The following is a 16,844-nucleotide window of genomic DNA, read 5'->3' on the forward strand; positions in this document are numbered from 1 at the left end:
ACGAAGGTGTGTGCCCCCGTGGACATCAAGACCGCCTCCGCCCTGCGCCGGCTCCGCCTGGTCTCCGCACCGGAGGCCGTTTCCTTTCTGCTGCTGATGGTCTGCTCCGTGCTCAAGCGCACCACCGATTTCAACGGGGTGCCGGTCATGGGGGCGATCCACGGCATCCTGTTCGTGATCTACGTGATCTTCTGGGCGGACGCCTGGAACAAGACCAAGTGGAGCGTGAAGACCGCCGCGCTCTACTTCGTCCTCTCCGTCCTGCCCACGGGCGGCTTCTTCGCCGAGCGCATGCTGCGCCGCGAGGCCGAGGCGAGCCTCATCGCCGCCCGCGCCCGCAAGGAAGGCGTGGTCAACGCATGATCGTCGCATTCTCCGTCTCACCGGTCGGTGTGGGTGAGGACGTCGGCGAGTACGTCGCCGAGGCGGTGCGCGTGGTGCGGGAGTCCGGCCTGCCGAACCGTACGGACGCGATGTTCACGTCCGTCGAGGGCGAGTGGGACGAGGTCATGGACGTCGTCAAGCGCGCCGTCGCGGCGGTCGAGGCACGGGCGGGCCGGGTGTCCCTCGTCCTGAAGGCCGACATCCGGGCGGGCGTCACGGACGGCCTGACGTCGAAGGTGGAGACGGTGGAGCGGTACCTCGCCGAGGGCTGACGCGCTCACACGGCGTGTACGTGCACATCGGTGGGGTTCAGCACCGCCAGGTACGCGGCGATGTCCTCCGGCTCGCTGGTGAAGATCACCGCGCTGCCGTGCTTCGCGGCGGCCAGGGCCACACAAGCGTCCACCGCGTCCGGCCGCTTCTTCGCGGGGAGCTCGGCCTGGCCCAGGGTGGTGCCGATACGGCGCCAGTCCGTCAGGTCGAAGCCCGTCGCGCACGCGACGCACTCGGGTCGGCCTGCCTTCGTCTCGCGCATCGGCGGGGCCGAGCCGCGCGCCTGCGGCACGGAACAGTCTTTGAGTACCGTGGCCAGCGCGTGGACCAGCGCCGGGTTCGGGCGCCACACCTGAGCCAGCACGGGTCCGAGGACAAGGGCGCGGTGCGGAGTGGCTTTCAGCGCCTCATGCAGGTGCACCGCCTTGGCCTTGCGGTCGGCGAGAGCGATGAGCATCCCGCTGTCGTAGACGGGGATTCTCGTACTCACGCGGCCTGACCTGGCCGTGCACCCGTTCGATCCGGCCCGTAGACGAGGCCGAGGGCGGCTTCGACTTCCAGCCGCTCCTCTTCCGTCAGCTCCCCGACCGCCGCATCCGGCTCCGGAGGAACGCTCGCGGCCTCGGCCTCCGTCGCCGCGATCAAGGCGTCCACGCCGGCGAACTGTGCCTCTACGGCCTCGGTCTCCGCCATCTGCCGGGTCGCGGCATGCACGAGGTACGCCGAGAGATCGAGGCCGGCCCGCTCGGCATGCCGCCGGATGCGCTCGGCCTGCTGCTGCTCAAGGCTGATGCTGATCCTGGTCTTTGCCACAGTCGTAGTGTATGACGCGTATTACGCCCCGCCAAGCGTTTGCTCGCGCTCCGGGCGGGCGTCTGTGTCGGGTGGCTGCCGGGAGCGAACCGCGGCTCGCTCCCGGCAGCCGTTCTTACTTGGCGACCCTCAAGAACTCCGCGAGTCGCCGCAAGCCGGGGGTGTGACGTGAGCCCGCCCACAGGTCCGACATGATCGCCACCGCCAGCGTGTGGTGCCGCATCCACGCCGGGGCTACCTTCCGCAGCCTCTCCAGCGTCCGCACCGCACCCGCGGAATCCCCGAGGTCGGTGTGCGCCCGCGCCACGTCCAGCAGCAGCCACGTTCGCCACGACGGTGGAGTGTCCTTGCTGAGCCGTATGCCCGTCGCCAGCGTCAGGGCCTCTTCCGGCCGCTCGTGCTGGACAGCGAGACGCACTCGCTCGATGCGCACCGATGACCGGCTGAACACGGAAACGAGCTTGCCGTCTGCCGGGGGCGGAAGCTTGGCCAGCCGACCGGCCGCTTTCTCCGCTGTCACCATCATTTCGTTGGCGGTCTCGTAGTCGTCGCTTCGGGCGTACGACGTAGCCGCGGACATCAGCAGGCCGCCCCACACGCGCACACCCTCCGACGTGCCCGTGTGCTCCCGCTCCACCCCGTCGGCGGCGTGCACGGCAAGGTTGCGCGCATCGTCCAGCCGGCCCTGGCGCTGGTACGCCCACGCGGCGGAGTTGGACACCATCGGGGCGAGCAGCGGGTCCGACGAATCCCCGGCGGCGAGATAGGCGCGCTCCAGAGCGGACAGCGCGAGGTCGGTCTTGCCCAGCCGGATGGCCAGGTGTCCGCCCAGTTGCAAGGCTTTCCCCAACGCGGCCTGCCCGAGGGCGCGTTGTTCCGGGGTGCCGACCGCGGTCATGAGCCGCGCGTCCGCGATGATGCCCGGCAGCACGTCCATGAGGCGGCCGAAGTCGGCGGCGTGGTACAGCGTCCAGCCCCCGGCCAGTTCGGCCCGCAGAAGGGCCGGGGAGAGCATCTCAGCGCCCGCAGGTTCGACGGGCGGGGCGAACAGTGGGGGCATGATCGCGCGCCGCACGGCGACCAACTGGGGCGGGTCGGCTTCGCCGCTGGACGGCACCCCCGGCGGGTCACCGAGTAGAGCGGTGAGCTCGACGCCCAACCCCCGGGCCAGCGAATGGAGCGTCGGCAGGCGGGCGCTGTGCTTGCGGCGCTGTTCCAGCTTCCGGATCACGTCGGCCGATACCCCGGACGTGTCCGCCAGCCCTTCCTGCGTGAGGTCGGCGAGTCGGCGCAGTCGGCCCAGTCGATCGCCCAGGTGCTCAGCCATGGGGCCAAGCTACCGCTCCGGGCCTATTCCCCCTCCCACGCACCGGCCGCCAGCGCCATGCCCAACGGCGTGCGTTCGTACAGCACCTGATGGCCGTGGCGGCGGGACGTCAGGAGGCCCGCCGCTTGGAGTACCGACAGGTGGGCCGACACCGACGACGGGGCCAAACCATGGCGGTGGGCCAGGGCCGTGGTCGACGACGGTTCCGTCAGGCCCGCCAGGATCGCCGCGCGGTTCGGGCCCATGAGGCGGGCCAGTGCCTGCGTCGTTCCCGCCGGGCGGTCCGTCCACAGGCCGCCGATGCCGCGTGCCGGGTAGACCACCGTCGCCTGCCACGGCGCGTCGAAACCGCCGATCACCTCCGGCCACGCGAAGACGCTCGGGACCAGCATCAGGCCCTGCCCGTCCAGCTCGCGGCTGTGGTGGCCGGGCTTGGTGAGCGTGAGGGTGTTCTCCGCCCAGACCAGGGACGGGTGCAGATCCGCGAACAGCCGCTCCAGGCCGCCTTCCGCCAACAGCCGGGTGTGGAAGGCCACGTCGGCCTCCAGCAGGGAGCGCAGCCGCGGCCAGTCGGGGGCGAGCAGGGTGTGCCACGCCCGCTCCAGCACCTGCGTCAGCTCCCGCACGGCGCGGGCCGGGTCCGCGAGCATCGCCCGTCCCGCCGAGCTCCGCGCGGCACCCGGCGTTTCCGCCAGCGACCGGGCCAGGTCCCGGCGCGCGACCGCGGGGTCGGTGGCCCGTACCCGCGCCAGTTCGTCCTCGAACGACGACAGCGGCCCCTCCGGCGGCGGGCAGAGGAAATCCGGGTGGTACCCGCGGGACGGCATCAGCAGCGCCAGCCACCGGGCGTCGAGCCGCGCAGCCGCGGCCCGGTGCCGCCGCAGCCACGGCAGGTGGTAGCCGTGCCGCTCCGGGCTCAGCAGCGCGTGGACGGCCTGGTGCGTCTCCCACAGCGGGGAGATGCCGAAGCGGCACCGCAGCAGGTCCGACGTTCCCAACCGCATGCGGAGCGGCATGACGGCACCCCCTTGATTCGGCCCGAACCGAAACACTAGGCCGAGCGGGGCGCCCTCGGCACGCTTCCCGTCATGTCCTCGCCACTCCTCGCCCCTGCCGCCGCCGGCTACCGGTCCGTCTTCGCGGTCCGGGAGTTCCGGGCGGTCTTCGCCGCCCACCTGCTGTCCCTGCTCGGCCTCGTCGTCGGCGAACTCGCCCTCTCCGTCCTCGTGTACCAGCTGACCGGGTCCCCGCTGATGAGCGCCCTGGCTTTCGCCCTCGGCTTCCTGCCCTACGCCGCCGGCGGCACCCTGCTGTCCGCGGTGGCCGACCGCTACCCGGCACGGCGCGTGCTCGTCGTGGGCAACCTGCTGTGCGCCACCGCCGCTGCCGCGACGGCCCTGCCCGGGACGCCCGTGCCCGCGCTGCTCGCCCTGCGCTGCGCCACCGCCGCGATCGGGCCCGTGCTCGCCGGCACCCGGGCCGCGACGATGGGCGACATCCTCGGCGAAGGCGATCTCTTCATCCTCGGCCGCTCACTCATCCGCATCGTCAGCCAGGGAGCCCAGCTCGCCGGTTTCGCCGCGGGCGGACTGCTGCTGACGGCCCTGGCGCCGCGCACCGCGCTCCTGGCCACCGCGGCCGGATTCCTCGCCACCGCGCTGCTGCTGCGCCTGGGCACCCGGCGCAGGCCCGGGCGCGCGGGGGAGGGGGCGGCGCTGCTGAAGTCCTCGCTCTCCGGGGCGCGCCGGCTCTTCGCCGACCGGCGGATCCGGGCGCTGCTCCTGCTGTCCTGGCTGCCGCCGTTCTTCATCGTGGCCCCCGAGGCGCTGGCGGCCCCGTACGCCGACGCGATCGGTGCCGGACCGGTCGGCCTGGGGCTCCTGATGGCCGGGATGCCCGTGGGGTCGATCGCGGGCGAGGTGCTCGCCGGCTCGCTGCTGAGCCCGCGGGCCCGGGAACGCTGCGTCCTGCCGCTGGCGGCCGTGACCCTGCTGCCGTTCCTCGCGTACGTCCTGCGGCCCTCCCTCGGCTGGGCGCTGCTCGTGGTGGCCCTGGCCGGTACGGGCGTGGCCTACACCCTGGGGCTGGACCAGTGGTTCATCGCCGCCGTGCCCGAGGAGCTCCGCGGCCGGGCGATGACCCTCCAGACCGCCGGGGTGATGACGATCCAGGGCCTGGGCATGGCCCTCGCCGGCGCGGCGGCCGAGTTCGCGCCGGCCCACTTCGTGGTGGCCGGGACCGGGGCGCTCGGCACGCTGGCGGTGGGGCTCGCGGTGCGGCTGGTCGTACGCTCGCGGTGATCAGGAGTTACTTGTGCCCGTGCCCGTGCCCGTGCCCGTGCCCGTGCCCGTGCCCGTGCCCGTGCCCGTGCCCGTGCACGGGCATAGGCGGGCGGGTGAGCCTCAGTTGAAGCCCAGCATGCCGGGGGAGTCGATGCCGACGGTGACCACGCCGGGCGGATAGGCGCCCTCGTTGCCGGTCAGCAGGATGGACATTCCGGTGAACTCCGGGCGCGGAAGCGCGCAGTACAAGGCGTGGCACGTGTCCGCGCCGCCGTAGCCGTCGCGGATCATCGTGCCGACGCTGACGGAGGCGATCGCGTCGAGGGTGTCGACGACCGCGGAGGAGAAGGCGAGCACCCGGCGGGAGACGCCCTCCTCGTCCGCTTCGGCTTGTGTCAGACACAAAGCGGGGATGCTCAGGTGATCACCAGGCGTGTGCGCCATGTTGCCCGCGAGCAGGTTCAGGGTCTTGTGGCCACCGGCGAGCGCTTTGACCGCACTGGTGTCGAGAATGATCACGCGGTGTCACCCCGGGCGGCCCGGGCGGCCTTCTCGGCGGCGATCCTGTAGAGGTTCGCCCTGACGTCCGACGCGCGGTCGAACTCCTGCTCGCTGATGTCGACACCGATCACGTGGCGCACGACCTCCCGGTCGGCGGCCAGCCGCTCGGCGCGCTGTGCGGCGGTCGGCTGCTCCGCGGCCAGGGCGTCGACCAGCTGGCCGATGCTCAAGCCGCGCTCCTTCGCGAGCTCGGCGAGATGATCACGGGTCTTCCGGGGCACCTGAATCGTCGTCGTGGCCATAGCGCCACCATAGACCTTCTATGGTGCGAGGGTGGCCGGAATTCACGGGCCCCGCGCACTCGCCGTGCCGCTCGTCGTACGCTCGCGGTGATCAGCTGCCCGAGGCGGCCCCGGCGGGGCCCGCGCGTCCCGAGATCTGAGATACCGGTGACCACGATATGACCGGACGGTAGGCTCATCCCGTGCCGAAGCCCCTCAGCCTCCCCTTCGATCCCATCGCCCGAGCGGACGAGCGCTGGCAGCAGCGCTGGGGGCCCGTGCCGTCGATGGCGGCGATCACTTCGATCATGCGTGCCCACCAGATCCTGCTCGGCCAGGTCGACGCCGTCGTCAAGCCGTACGGGCTGACGTTCGCCCGCTACGAGGCGCTGGTGCTGCTCACCTTCAGCAAGGAGGGCGAGCTGCCGATGTCCAAGATCGGCGAGCGGCTGATGGTCCACCCGACGTCGGTGACCAACACCGTCGACCGGCTGGTCACCTCCGGGCTGGTCGCCAAGCGCCCCAACCCCAACGACGGCCGCGGGACGCTCGCGTCGATCACCGAGAAGGGCCGGGAGGTCGTCGAGTCGGCCACCCGGGACCTGATGGCGATCGACTTCGGGCTCGGGGCCTACGACGCCGAGGCGTGCGGGGAGATCTTCGAGATCCTGCGGCCGCTGCGCGTCGCCGCGGGGGACTTCGCGGAGGACCGGCCGGCCGAACGGGAGCGGGAGCCGGCGCGGGACTGAAGCGCGGCCGGGGGTGGCGAAGATCGCCCCGGAACGGGCGGTTAGGCTCGTGGGCATGAAGCGAAGCGTGCTGACCCGCTACCGGGTGATGGCCTACCTGACCGCCGTGATGCTGCTGGTGCTGTGCGTCAGCATGGTGTTCAAGTACGGCTTCGACAAGGGCGCGGACCTCACGCTGGTGATCTCCCAGATCCACGGCGTGCTCTTCATCATCTACCTGATCTTCGCCTTCGACCTGGGCTCCAAGGCACGGTGGAAGTTCGGCAAGCTCCTGTGGGTGCTGGTCTCCGGCACCATCCCGACGGCCGCCTTCTTCGTGGAGCGCAAGGTCGTCCGCGAGGTCGAGCCGCTGATCGCCGACGCCGAGGGCGGCGTCGCCCGCGCCTGACACGCCGGAGCCGGCCCGCCGCCGGCCGTGGGTTCGTGGCCGCCCGTACCCCCTGGGTGCGGGCGGCCCGTCATTTCCCGCCGTTCTGTCCACCGCTTTGCCGTCGACATTTACTAGGACGTCCAAGTAAATTGGTGTCATGGACGCCGAACGCATCGACGAAGGCCGCCGTCGCTGGCAGGCCCGCTACGACGCGGCACGCAAGCGTGACGCGGACTTCACCACTCTTTCCGGTGATCCCGTCGACCCCGTCTACGGCCCCCGCCCCGGCGACGCCTACGAAGGCTTCGAGCGGATCGGCTGGCCCGGCGAGTACCCCTTCACCCGCGGCCTGTACGCCACCGGCTACCGGGGCCGCACCTGGACCATCCGCCAGTTCGCCGGCTTCGGCAACGCCGAGCAGACCAACGAGCGCTACCGGATGATCCTGGCCGCCGGCGGCGGCGGCCTCTCCGTCGCCTTCGACATGCCGACCCTCATGGGCCGCGACTCCGACGACCCCCGCGCCCTCGGCGAGGTCGGCCACTGCGGCGTCGCCGTCGACTCCGCCGCCGACATGGAGACCCTCTTCCGGGACATCCCCCTCGGCGGCGTCACCACCTCCATGACGATCAGCGGCCCCGCCGTCCCCGTCTTCTGCATGTACCTGGTCGCCGCCGAGCGGCAGGGCGTCGACCCCGCCGTCCTCAACGGCACCCTGCAAACGGACATCTTCAAGGAGTACATCGCGCAGAAGGAGTGGCTCTTCCCGCCCGAGCCCCACCTGCGCCTGATCGGCGACCTGATGGAGCACTGCGCCCGCGCCATCCCCGCCTACAAGCCCCTCTCCGTCTCCGGCTACCACATCCGCGAGGCCGGGGCCACGGCCGCGCAGGAGCTCGCGTACACCCTCGCCGACGGCTTCGGCTACGTCGAGCTCGGCCTCAGCCGGGGCCTGGACGTCGACGCCTTCGCGCCCGGCCTCTCCTTCTTCTTCGACGCGCACCTCGACTTCTTCGAGGAGATCGCCAAGTTCCGCGCCGCCCGCCGCATCTGGGCCCGCTGGATGAAGGAGGTCTACGGGGCACGGACCGACAAGGCCCAGTGGCTGCGCTTCCACACCCAGACGGCCGGGGTCTCCCTCACCGCCCAGCAGCCGTACAACAACGTCGTCCGCACCGCCGTGGAGGCCCTCTCCGCCGTCCTCGGCGGCACCAACTCCCTGCACACCAACGCCCTGGACGAAACCCTGGCCCTGCCCAGCGAGCAGGCCGCCGAGATCGCGCTGCGCACCCAGCAGGTGCTCATGGAGGAGACCGGCGTCGCCAACGTCGCCGACCCGCTGGGCGGTTCGTGGTACGTCGAGCAGCTCACCGACCGGATCGAGGCCGACGCCGAGAAGATCTTCGAACGGATCCGTGAGCGCGGCGCCCTGGCCGTACCGGACGGCAAGCACCCCATCGGGCCGATGACGTCCGGCATCCTGCGCGGCATCGAGGACGGCTGGTTCACCGGGGAGATCGCCGAGAGCGCCTTCCGCTACCAGCAGTCCCTGGAGAAGGGCGCCAAGCGTGTCGTCGGCGTCAACTGCCACCACGGCTCGGTCACCGGCGACCTGGAGATCCTCCGCGTCAGCCACGAGGTGGAGCGCGAGCAGGTGCGCGAGCTCGCCGGCCGCCGGGCCCGGCGGGACGACGCGGCGGTCACCACGGCGCTGGAGCGGATGCTGGCCGCCGCCCGCGACGGCTCCAACATGATCGGGCCGATGCTGGAGGCCGTCCGGGCCGAGGCGACGCTCGGCGAGATCTGCGACGCCCTGCGCGAGGAATGGGGCACGTACACCGAACCGGCCGGGTTCTGAAAGGCTTCAGGTGGCGGTCCGCCCCGCCAGGCCGAACAGCAGGAGGGCGACGAAAGCGCCGGTCCACTCCGCGTCCACCCGCTCCCCGCTGACGAGGGCGCGGTGGACGACGGCCCCGGCGATCACGTCGAAGATCAGGTCGGCGTCGCGGGCCGCCGCCGCGGGCGACTCCTCGAACGGCAGCTCGCCGCGCGCCTGCGCCCGCCGGCGGCCCAGCAGCACCAGCGTCTTCTGCCGGTCCACGATCGCGGAGCGGATCCGGGCCCGCAGCGCGTCGTCCCGGGTGGACTCGGAGACCACCGCCATCAGGGCCGTCTTGGCCTCGGGGCGTTCCAGCAGGGCGGCGAACTGCAGGACGACGCCCTCCACGTCGGCCTGCAGGCTGCCCCGGTCCGGCAGTTCGAGGTGCTCGTCGAAGAGGGCCGCCACGGCGTCCACGACCAGCTCGTTCTTGCCCGCCCAGCGGCGGTAGAGGGTGGTCTTCGCGACCCCCGCGCGCGCCGCGACGTCGCCCAGCGTCAGCTTCCCCCAGCCCAGTTCGACCAGCGCGGCGCGCGTCGCGTCGAGGATGGCGCGGTCGGTCTCGGGGCTGCGCGGCCGTCCCGTGCGCCCCCGGACGCGCCGCCCGGCACAGCCGGGGGGAGGGGCGGAAGTCATGCCGCGACCTTACCGCCGAGTAGCTCCGGCGGTATGAGCCAGATCACGCAAAAGCTTCGCCACCGCTTGCCGCCGGGGCGCCCCGGGCAGTTACGCTACGACTCGTAGCGAAACAGCGACAACCACAGGCGCCAGGTGGGGACCCGGCGCCGACCGCACCGCTTCGAGACCGCTTCAGAGCTCACTTCACGACGCGCTTTTCCGATCGCCGCGCGAAGGGGGGAGGATAGGCCCATGCAGCCACGGAACATGTCCATGAGTGGAGTGGTCGACCTCGCCGCGGTGAAGGCGGCCGGGGAAGCCAAGCAGAAGGCGGAGCAGGCCCGGGCCGAAGCGGCCCGCCAGGGCGGGGTGCCCGCGGCCGGCGCACAGCCCCTGATCTTCGATGCCGACGAGGCCGGATTCGAGCCGGACGTCCTCCAGCGCTCCGCCGAGGTGCCCGTCGTCATCGACTTCTGGGCCGACTGGTGCGAGCCGTGCAAGCAGCTCGGCCCGCTGCTGGAGCGGCTGGCGCAGGAATACGCCGGCCGGTTCGTCCTCGCCAAGGTCGACGTCGAAGCCAACCAGATGCTCTTCCAGCAGTTCGGCGTGCAGTCCATCCCCGCGGTCTTCGCGGTGGTGGCCGGGCAGGCCCTGCCGCTCTTCCAGGGCGCCGCGCCCGAGGCCCAGGTCCGCCAGGTCCTCGACCAGCTGATCCAGGTGGCCGAGCAGCGCTTCGGCATCGTGGGCCCGCCGCTCACGGCCGACGCGGCCCCCGACGCGGCCGCCGTGCCGCAGGAGGCCCCCGCGGGCCCGCACGAGCACGCCCTCGGCCTGGCCCACCAGGCGCTGGACGCCGGTGACCTGGGCGGCGCCGTCCAGGCGTACAAGAACGTGCTGGCGGACGACCCGGGCAACGCCGAGGCCAAGCTGGGCCTCGCTCAGGCCGAGCTGCTGCGCCGCGTGCAGGACATGGACCCCCAGCAGGTCCGCAAGGCCGCCGCGGAGAACGCCGCCGACGCGCAGGCGCAGATCGCCGCCGCCGACCTCGACCTGGTGGGCGGTCATGTGGAGGACGCCTTCGGCCGGCTCATCGACACGGTGAAGCGCACGGCGGGGGAGGACCGGGACGCCGCGCGCGTGCGGCTGCTGGAGCTCTTCGAGGTGATCGGGGCGGACGATCCGCGGGTGGGCGCGGCGCGCACCGCGCTGTCCCGCGCGCTGTTCTGAGGGTCTGACGGGCCCTCGCCTCCCCCTGTGCAACAAGCGGCACAACGGCGGCACTTTGCCAAAACTTGGTAAACCCGCGCCCCGTTACTGCGAGTAAGAAAAGCCCGGGCTTTCGCCCGGGTTTTTCTTGTATCTCCCCTTCCTTCCGGACACGGTGCGGCAGTCCCCCGATACCGGCCGATGCGCACTGGTCTCCCCACGGTTATCGGCCCGTTACTCGCTAGTAATGAACCTCTTGTGCCCCGGCCGGGAATGGACCACGATCGGCCAAGCTCGGTCCATTCCCCACCCGGCAGCCGGTCGGTGTGCGGGACATGGGTCCCCACCGGGCGGGCCGGACCCGAGCCGGGGCCGGCCCGGGGACAGGGGGGTCGGTGCCGTCAACGGCACTGCCTGTCCCGGCGGTTGCGCGCAGGCGCGGCCTGTGGTTGTCGCTCGGGGGTGATCGCCGTTGTCGCCGGAGGGGTTCTGCCGCCACCGGTCGTGCGGCGGCGCTCTTCTTCCCGAGGACGTAGCACGTCTCCCATCTCCGGGCGCGGATCCGCACCACGGGATCCGGGCCGGGGGTGTACGTCCGAGAAGGAGGCAAGTCATGGAGTCCCAGACTCGTGGTGGGACCAGATGGCGGCGGTTCGCCGTCGTCATGGTGCCCAGCGTCGCGGCGACGGCCGCGATCGGTGTGGCGGTGGCGCAGGGTGCGCTCGCGGCGTCGTTCAGTGTGTCGGGCCAGCAGTTCAAGGTCCAGGCGGGTGAATTGGTGGGCCAGGACTTCGTCCAGTACGGAGCCCTCGACAAGAACAAGTCGGGTGCCCACCCCGTCGCCGTGGTCGGCCTGAAGAGCGCGACCATCAGCAACCTCTGCCAGTCGGTGGTCATCCCGATCCCGATGCTCAACAAAGACGTGTCCATGAAGCTCTCGGCCGGTGGCGGCAAGGACAAGGTCACCGCCCAGACGCTGTACATCGACGCGGATGTCCTCAAGGCCGACGCCACGTTCAAGGACATCGACATCGGCGTGCCGGTCGACGGCAGCACCAAGGGGCCCGGCCCGGCGCCGGGGGACCTGATCGAGAAGGGGTCCTTCGCCCAGCAGGCGAAGGAAGTGATCTTCAAGGACGCCAAGCAGCGGGCCTGGGCCACCACGGCCGGCACGTTCAACCTCAAGGGCCTGAAGATGGGCGTCAGTTTCGGCAAGAACGAGTGCTTCAAGGACTCGGAGCTGGAATGAGGGTGCGGGCGCGGGGCCCCGGGAAACCGCCCCCGCGCCCGTACGCCCCTCCACCGCGCCGCATGTGAACGACGCGTACCACCGAGTTCGCCAGTCCCGAGGAGCTGTACGACATGAGCGCCGACACGCGACCCCTGCAGACAGCCTCGTTCGGCCGCGCCCGCCGTTCCTTCCGGGACTGGCGCGGGCGGCGCCCGTTCTGGGGCGGGTTGTGGACCCTGCTGTCCGGCATCCCGATCATGTACATCCCGTACCAGACCATGACCTTGGGCGATCTGCACCTCCGCATGGCCACCACGGCGGGCGCCGGGTCGCTGATCATAGGAGTGCTGCTGGTCGTCCTCGGCCTCACGCTCTGGTTCCAGCAGCAGTCGCGGATCTTCGCCGGTGTCGCGGCGATCCTGCTGGCCCTCGTCTCCCTGGTCGTCTCCAACTTCGGGGCCTTCCTCATCGGCTTCCTGCTCGCCCTCGTGGGCGGGGCCCTCGGGGTCTCCTGGATGCCGGGGAAGCCGGCCGCCGGAGCCGCGCCCGGGGACGGGGACCCGGCGGGGGACGACGGGACCCGCACGGAGCTGCCCGGGCTGAGCCTCATAAAGGAGACCGACGGGGGTCACGGTGCCCACTGACGAAACCCGAGAGGCCGCGGGCCGTGCGAGAACCGGTCCACGGCACGCCGCCCCCAGGAAGCCGCTGCTGCACCGCCTGCACATGCCCGCGGGCAAGGCCGTGGCCCTGGCGGCCATGCCCAGCGCGGTCCTGATGGGCATGGGGCTCACGCCGCAACTGGCCCTGGCCAAGCCGCCGCTGCCGGAACCCTTCGAGGGGCAGTGCGCCACGGCGCCGGACGAATCACCCTCCCCCGGCGCCTCACCGAGCGCGGGCGCCGGCAAGGAATCGGGCAAGAGCCCGGCCCCCGGCCCGTCGAAGAGCGCCGGGGACGGCAAGGGCGGCCCCGCGGCCCCCGAGCCGCCCAAGGACCCCGTCGACCCCGAGCGTCCCAAGGGCGCGGCGAAGGACGCGGCCGAGAAGGCCAGGGAAGCCGCCGAGAAGGCCAGGGAAGCGATCGACAAGCTCATTCCGCCCGGCACGCTGCCGTCCCCGGAGCCCGACGGGAAGAAGCCGGGCCCGGCCGGTGAGTCCTCCCCGGCCCCCTCGGCGTCGAAGGCGACCGACCCGCTGGACCCCCTGGGGCTCGGCGACAAGCTCAAGGACATCCTCACCGGCGGCGACGGGACCGGGGCGAAGCCCCCGGCCGCCCCCTCACCGTCCCCGTCCGCCTCGGGGGCCACGCGCAAACCGGCGCCCGCGCCCGGCGGGACGCCCTCCGGCAAGGCCACGCCCGAGGACGGCAAGGCCACGCCCCGGGGCAAGGCGGGCGCCGAGCCGTCCGCGAAGCCGTCGGGCGGCACGCCCACGCGGAAGGCGGACTCCGGCGCGTCCCCGTCCGCTTCCTCGTCCGCGTCCCCGTCGCCCTCCGCGTCCGCTTCCCCGGGGCCGGGCGGGCTGCCGCCCTGTCCCAAGGGCGCGGCGGCGGACGGGAACGACGGTCACGCCTTCCCCCACCAGCCCTGGTACCTGGAGGCCGGCAAGCTCACGCTGACCGGGCTGACCTACCGGGGCGTCCAAGAGATCACGATGGTGAACAACGAGAAGAAGCGCGTCCTGAAGTTCACCGCCGACGCCCTGGCCATCCAGGACCTGCACCAGATCGTCAACAAGGGTGGCAAGCAGTACCACGTCGCGGGCGCGGGGACGCAGTCCACGGTCGGCGGCGGCGAGATCACCATGTACACCGAGGAGTTGAAGGGCAAGCTCCTCGGTCTCATCCCCTCCACCCAGAGCCCGACGAGCCTGCCGCCGCTGATCCCCGGGGTGAAGCTGCCCATCCCCATCTTCTTCACCGATGTGAAGATCCGTCAGGCGGGTCAGTTCGGCGGGACCCTGCACATCCCGAACCTCCGGCAGACCATCACCGACGGCACGTATCCGTAACGCCGCCGGAAACGGCCGTGGCCGCCGCCCCCGGAAGAAGGGGGTGGCGGCCACGGCCGTGCGGGGGGGGGGGGGCGGGACTAGCGGCCCTCGCCGCCCAGGTGGTGCACCCGCACCATGTTCGTCGTGCCGGGCACGCCGGGCGGGGAACCCGCCGTGATGATCATCGTGTCGCCCTCGCTGTAGCGCTTGAGCTTCAGCAGCTCGGCGTCGACCAGGTCGACCATGGCGTCCGTGTTCTCCACGTGCGGGACGACGTAGGTCTCCACGCCCCAGCTCAGCGCGAGCTGGTTGCGGGTCGAGACGTCCGTGGTGAAGGCCAGGATCGGCTGGGCCGTGCGGTAGCGGGACAGCCGGCGGGCCGTGTCACCGGACTGGGTGAAGGCGACCAGCGACTTCGCGCCCAGGAAGTCGGCGATCTCGCAGGCCGCGCGGGCGACCGAGCCGCCCTGCGTGCGCGGCTTCTTGCCCGGCACCAGCGGCTGGAGGCCCTTGGAGAGCAGCTCCTCCTCGGCCGCCTCGACGATGCGGGACATCGTCTTGACGGTCTCGATCGGGTAGGCGCCCACGCTGGACTCGGCGGAGAGCATCACCGCGTCGGCGCCGTCGAGGATGGCGTTGGCGACGTCGGACGCCTCGGCGCGGGTCGGCCGCGAGTTGGTGATCATCGACTCCATCATCTGGGTCGCGACGATCACCGGCTTGGCGTTGCGGCGGCAGAGCTCGATGAGGCGCTTCTGCACCATCGGGACCTTCTCCAGCGGGTACTCCACCGCGAGGTCACCACGGGCCACCATCACACCGTCGAACGCCATGACGACGTCCTGCATGTTGGCGACGGCCTGCGGCTTCTCGACCTTGGCGATGACCGGGACCCGGCGGCCGACCTCGTCCATGACGCGGTGGACGTCCAGGACGTCGGAGGCGTCGCGGACGAAGGACAGCGCGACCATGTCGCAGCCCATCGCGAGGGCGAACTTCAGGTCGTCGATGTCCTTCTCGGACAGCGCCGGGACGTTGACCGCCGCGCCGGGCAGGTTGATGCCCTTGTGGTCGGAGATCACACCGCCCTCGATCACGATGGTCTTGACCCGCGGGCCCTCGACCTCGGTGACGCGCAGCTCGACGTTGCCGTCGTTGATCAGGATCTGGTCGCCCTTGGAGACGTCGCCCGGCAGGCCCTTGTAGGTGGTGCCGCAGATCGTCTTGTCGCCCGGGACGTCCTCGGTGGTGATGGTGAACTCGTCACCGCGCACCAGCTCCACCGGACCGTCGGCGAAGGTCTCCAGGCGGATCTTCGGGCCCTGGAGGTCGGCGAGGACACCGACGGCACGGCCGGTCTCGTCGACCGCCTTGCGGAGACGGTCGTACCGCTCCTCGTGCTCCTTGTGGGTCCCGTGGCTCATGTTGAAGCGGGCCACGTTCATACCGGCTTCGATCAGCGTCTTCAGCTGCTCGAAGGAGTCGACGGCGGGGCCCAGGGTGCAGACGATTTTGGAACGGCGCATGGGGCAGATCCTATCGGTTTGTTTCGGAGCGGAATATTCGAGCTGTGGGAAAGGACGGGAACCGGACCGTGGACCGGTCGACGATCAAGCGCTGACCAGGGCGTACGTCTGGGTGGCGATCTCCAGCTCCTCATCGGTGGGCACCACGGCGACCGCGACCCGGGCGGACGCCGGGGAGATCAGCCGCGGCTCGTCGCCGCGCACGGCGTTGAGGTCGGCGTCCACGGCCAGGCCGAGCTCCGCGAGACCCGCGACGGCCGCCTCCCGGACGGGTGCGGCGTTCTCGCCCACACCGGCGGTGAAGGCGATGGCGTCGACCTTGCCGAGCACGGCGTAGTAGGCGCCGATGTATTTCTTCAGCCGGTGCACGTAGATGTCGAAGGCCAGCGCCGCCCGCTCGTCGCCCGCGTCGATGCGCCGGCGGATCTCGCGCATGTCGTTGTCGCCGCACAGACCGATCAGACCGCTCTTCTTGTTGAGCAGCGAGTCGATCTCGTCGGTGGACATGCCCGCGTTGCGGGACAGGTGCAGGATGACGGCCGGGTCGATGTCACCCGAGCGGGTGCCCATGACCAGGCCCTCCAGCGGGGTCAGGCCCATCGAGGTGTCCACGCAGCGGCCGCCGCGGACCGCCGAGGCGGAGGCGCCGTTGCCCAGGTGCAGCACGATGACGTTGACCTCGGAGGGGTCCTTGCCCAGCAGCTTCGCGGTCTCGCGCGAGACGTAGGCGTGCGAGGTGCCGTGGAAGCCGTAGCGCCGGATGCGGTGGGCGTCGGCGGTCTCGACGTCGATCGCGTAGCGCGCGGCCGACTCCGGCATCGTGGTGTGGAAGGCGGTGTCGAAGACCGCGACCTGCGGCAGGTCCGGGCGCAGGCCCTGGGCCGTCCGGATGCCCGTGATGTTGGCGGGGTTGTGCAGCGGGGCGACCGGGACCAGCCGCTCGATCTCCGCCACCACCTCCTCGGTGATCACGGTCGGCTCGGTGAACTTCAGGCCGCCGTGCACCACACGGTGGCCGATCGCGGCCAGCTCGGGGGAGTCCAGCCCCAGCCCGTCCTCGGCCAGCTCCCGGGCGACGGCCCGCAGCGCGGCCTCGTGGTCGGCGATCGGCGCCTCCGTCTCGCGCTTGGCGCCGCCCGTGGCGAGGGGGGTGTGCGCCAGCCGGGAGGTCTCCTCACCGATGCGCTCGACCAGGCCGACGGCCAGCCGGGCGCCGTCGGCCATGTCGAGCAGCTGGTACTTGACCGAGGAGGAACCGGAGTTGAGGACGAGGACTCGGGTGGGGTTGGCAGTCATGAAGGGCTTTCCGGGTCGGGTGCGGTGACGGGGCGTCGTGGGGGCCGTGGGGGGGGGGGGGGGGGCCCCCCCCGGGCCGCGGCGGGGGGCGGGCGGGCCGGGGCGCGGGGGCGGGG

At 71.7% G+C, this 16,844-nt stretch carries 19 protein-coding genes; 10 read left to right on the forward strand and 9 right to left on the reverse strand.

The features are described 5' to 3' along the window. Window positions 1-18: 18 nt before the first annotated feature. Both ABZ951_RS24115 and ABZ951_RS24120 read left to right on the forward strand, forming a co-directional pair. Window positions 19-363, forward strand: coding sequence for a DUF3817 domain-containing protein (locus ABZ951_RS24115; RefSeq protein WP_344092718.1), 345 nt, complete (start codon window positions 19-21; stop codon window positions 361-363). Continuing rightward, window positions 360-656: an MTH1187 family thiamine-binding protein gene (locus ABZ951_RS24120; protein WP_344092720.1), complete on the forward strand. Its 297-nt coding sequence runs from the start codon at window positions 360-362 to the stop codon at window positions 654-656. Before ABZ951_RS24115 ends, ABZ951_RS24120 begins: the two co-directional genes overlap by 4 nt. 5 nt (window positions 657-661) lie before the next feature. Here ABZ951_RS24120 and ABZ951_RS24125 read toward each other — a convergent pair whose 3' ends face one another. The 4 genes from ABZ951_RS24125 to ABZ951_RS24140 all read right to left on the reverse strand — a co-directional run bounded on the left by ABZ951_RS24125 (window position 662) and on the right by ABZ951_RS24140 (window position 3,813). After that, window positions 662-1,147: a hypothetical protein gene (locus tag ABZ951_RS24125; RefSeq protein ID WP_344092722.1), complete on the reverse strand. Its 486-nt coding sequence runs from the start codon at window positions 1,145-1,147 to the stop codon at window positions 662-664. Continuing rightward, window positions 1,144-1,470, reverse strand: coding sequence for a hypothetical protein (locus tag ABZ951_RS24130; protein ID WP_344092724.1), 327 nt, complete (start codon window positions 1,468-1,470; stop codon window positions 1,144-1,146). Before ABZ951_RS24130 ends, ABZ951_RS24125 begins: the two co-directional genes overlap by 4 nt. 115 nt (window positions 1,471-1,585) lie before the next feature. Next, window positions 1,586-2,797 (reverse strand): helix-turn-helix transcriptional regulator, encoded by a 1,212-nt coding sequence (locus ABZ951_RS24135; RefSeq protein WP_344092726.1) that lies wholly within the window; start codon window positions 2,795-2,797, stop codon window positions 1,586-1,588. Between the two features lie 23 nt (window positions 2,798-2,820). Beyond that, the gene (locus ABZ951_RS24140; RefSeq protein ID WP_344092728.1) at window positions 2,821-3,813 is read right to left on the reverse strand and encodes a DUF5937 family protein; all 993 of its coding nucleotides are present in this window, start codon (window positions 3,811-3,813) and stop codon (window positions 2,821-2,823) included. A gap of 72 nt (window positions 3,814-3,885) precedes the next feature. Between ABZ951_RS24140 and ABZ951_RS24145 the strand changes: the two genes are divergently transcribed. Continuing rightward, complete coding sequence (locus ABZ951_RS24145; protein ID WP_344092731.1) at window positions 3,886-5,097, forward strand: MFS transporter; 1,212 nt, start codon at window positions 3,886-3,888, stop codon at window positions 5,095-5,097. Between the two features lie 102 nt (window positions 5,098-5,199). Here ABZ951_RS24145 and ABZ951_RS24150 read toward each other — a convergent pair whose 3' ends face one another. Further along, entirely contained in the window at window positions 5,200-5,598 is a 399-nt protein-coding gene (locus ABZ951_RS24150; RefSeq protein ID WP_344092733.1) for a hypothetical protein, read from the reverse strand. Further along, window positions 5,595-5,882, reverse strand: coding sequence for a hypothetical protein (locus tag ABZ951_RS24155; protein ID WP_344092735.1), 288 nt, complete (start codon window positions 5,880-5,882; stop codon window positions 5,595-5,597). Before ABZ951_RS24155 ends, ABZ951_RS24150 begins: the two co-directional genes overlap by 4 nt. A gap of 182 nt (window positions 5,883-6,064) precedes the next feature. Here ABZ951_RS24155 and ABZ951_RS24160 point away from each other — a divergent pair, with 182 nt between their 5' ends. From ABZ951_RS24160 to ABZ951_RS24170, 3 genes are all read left to right on the forward strand, one after another. Further along, window positions 6,065-6,610 (forward strand): MarR family transcriptional regulator, encoded by a 546-nt coding sequence (locus tag ABZ951_RS24160; RefSeq protein WP_344092737.1) that lies wholly within the window; start codon window positions 6,065-6,067, stop codon window positions 6,608-6,610. A 55-nt stretch (window positions 6,611-6,665) separates the two neighbouring features. After that, window positions 6,666-6,998 carry a DUF3817 domain-containing protein gene (locus tag ABZ951_RS24165; RefSeq protein WP_344092739.1) on the forward strand — a complete coding sequence of 111 codons (333 nt, stop codon included), beginning with the start codon at window positions 6,666-6,668 and terminating at the stop codon, window positions 6,996-6,998. Window positions 6,999-7,137: 139 nt separating this feature from the next. Then, the gene (locus tag ABZ951_RS24170) at window positions 7,138-8,838 is read left to right on the forward strand and encodes a methylmalonyl-CoA mutase family protein (RefSeq protein ID WP_344092741.1); all 1,701 of its coding nucleotides are present in this window, start codon (window positions 7,138-7,140) and stop codon (window positions 8,836-8,838) included. Window positions 8,839-8,844: 6 nt separating this feature from the next. Here the strand turns inward: ABZ951_RS24170 and ABZ951_RS24175 are convergent, their stop codons facing one another. After that, window positions 8,845-9,495 (reverse strand): TetR/AcrR family transcriptional regulator, encoded by a 651-nt coding sequence (locus ABZ951_RS24175; RefSeq protein WP_344092743.1) that lies wholly within the window; start codon window positions 9,493-9,495, stop codon window positions 8,845-8,847. Between the two features lie 234 nt (window positions 9,496-9,729). On the opposite strand from ABZ951_RS24175, the gene ABZ951_RS24180 reads away from it, so the two are divergent. The 4 genes from ABZ951_RS24180 (at window position 9,730) to ABZ951_RS24195 (ending at window position 13,924) form a co-directional block, all read left to right on the forward strand. Continuing rightward, window positions 9,730-10,704, forward strand: coding sequence for a tetratricopeptide repeat protein (locus ABZ951_RS24180; protein WP_344092745.1), 975 nt, complete (start codon window positions 9,730-9,732; stop codon window positions 10,702-10,704). Window positions 10,705-11,296: 592 nt separating this feature from the next. Further along, complete coding sequence (locus ABZ951_RS24185) at window positions 11,297-11,932, forward strand: DUF6230 family protein (RefSeq protein ID WP_344092747.1); 636 nt, start codon at window positions 11,297-11,299, stop codon at window positions 11,930-11,932. A gap of 113 nt (window positions 11,933-12,045) precedes the next feature. Beyond that, window positions 12,046-12,558: a DUF6114 domain-containing protein gene (locus tag ABZ951_RS24190; protein WP_344092750.1), complete on the forward strand. Its 513-nt coding sequence runs from the start codon at window positions 12,046-12,048 to the stop codon at window positions 12,556-12,558. Then, window positions 12,548-13,924, forward strand: a complete 1,377-nt coding sequence (locus ABZ951_RS24195) for a hypothetical protein (protein WP_344092752.1) — start codon at window positions 12,548-12,550, stop codon at window positions 13,922-13,924. Before ABZ951_RS24190 ends, ABZ951_RS24195 begins: the two co-directional genes overlap by 11 nt. Window positions 13,925-14,004: 80 nt before the next feature. On the opposite strand, the gene pyk is transcribed toward ABZ951_RS24195, so the two are convergent. Together pyk and ABZ951_RS24205 are read right to left on the reverse strand one after the other, a co-directional pair. Further along, window positions 14,005-15,432: a pyruvate kinase gene (gene pyk, locus ABZ951_RS24200; RefSeq protein ID WP_344092755.1), complete on the reverse strand. Its 1,428-nt coding sequence runs from the start codon at window positions 15,430-15,432 to the stop codon at window positions 14,005-14,007. Between the two features lie 84 nt (window positions 15,433-15,516). Beyond that, window positions 15,517-16,728: an acetate kinase gene (locus tag ABZ951_RS24205; RefSeq protein ID WP_344092758.1), complete on the reverse strand. Its 1,212-nt coding sequence runs from the start codon at window positions 16,726-16,728 to the stop codon at window positions 15,517-15,519. Between the last annotated feature and the right edge of the window lie 116 nt (window positions 16,729-16,844).

Origin of the sequence: Streptomyces sp. NPDC046215, from assembly GCF_040646215.1 — a bacterium.
GTDB lineage: Bacteria > Actinomycetota > Actinomycetes > Streptomycetales > Streptomycetaceae > Streptomyces > Streptomyces stramineus.

Excerpts from the sequence above, each read along its gene's own strand:
- ABZ951_RS24185 (WP_344092747.1), top strand. The coding sequence starts at position 11,297 with ATGGAGTCCCAGACTCGTGGTGGGACCAGATGGCGGCGGTTCGCCGTC.
- ABZ951_RS24190 (WP_344092750.1), top strand. The coding sequence starts at position 12,046 with ATGAGCGCCGACACGCGACCCCTGCAGACAGCCTCGTTCGGCCGCGCC.
- ABZ951_RS24145 (WP_344092731.1), top strand. The coding sequence starts at position 3,886 with ATGTCCTCGCCACTCCTCGCCCCTGCCGCCGCCGGCTACCGGTCCGTC.
- ABZ951_RS24180 (WP_344092745.1), top strand. The coding sequence starts at position 9,730 with ATGCAGCCACGGAACATGTCCATGAGTGGAGTGGTCGACCTCGCCGCG.
- ABZ951_RS24140 (WP_344092728.1), bottom strand. The coding sequence starts at position 3,813 with ATGCCGCTCCGCATGCGGTTGGGAACGTCGGACCTGCTGCGGTGCCGC.
- ABZ951_RS24205 (WP_344092758.1), bottom strand. The coding sequence starts at position 16,728 with ATGACTGCCAACCCCACCCGAGTCCTCGTCCTCAACTCCGGTTCCTCC.
- ABZ951_RS24165 (WP_344092739.1), top strand. The coding sequence starts at position 6,666 with ATGAAGCGAAGCGTGCTGACCCGCTACCGGGTGATGGCCTACCTGACC.
- ABZ951_RS24135 (WP_344092726.1), bottom strand. The coding sequence starts at position 2,797 with ATGGCTGAGCACCTGGGCGATCGACTGGGCCGACTGCGCCGACTCGCC.
- ABZ951_RS24155 (WP_344092735.1), bottom strand. The coding sequence starts at position 5,882 with ATGGCCACGACGACGATTCAGGTGCCCCGGAAGACCCGTGATCATCTC.
- ABZ951_RS24170 (WP_344092741.1), top strand. The coding sequence starts at position 7,138 with ATGGACGCCGAACGCATCGACGAAGGCCGCCGTCGCTGGCAGGCCCGC.
- pyk (WP_344092755.1), bottom strand. The coding sequence starts at position 15,432 with ATGCGCCGTTCCAAAATCGTCTGCACCCTGGGCCCCGCCGTCGACTCC.
- ABZ951_RS24175 (WP_344092743.1), bottom strand. The coding sequence starts at position 9,495 with ATGACTTCCGCCCCTCCCCCCGGCTGTGCCGGGCGGCGCGTCCGGGGG.
- ABZ951_RS24120 (WP_344092720.1), top strand. The coding sequence starts at position 360 with ATGATCGTCGCATTCTCCGTCTCACCGGTCGGTGTGGGTGAGGACGTC.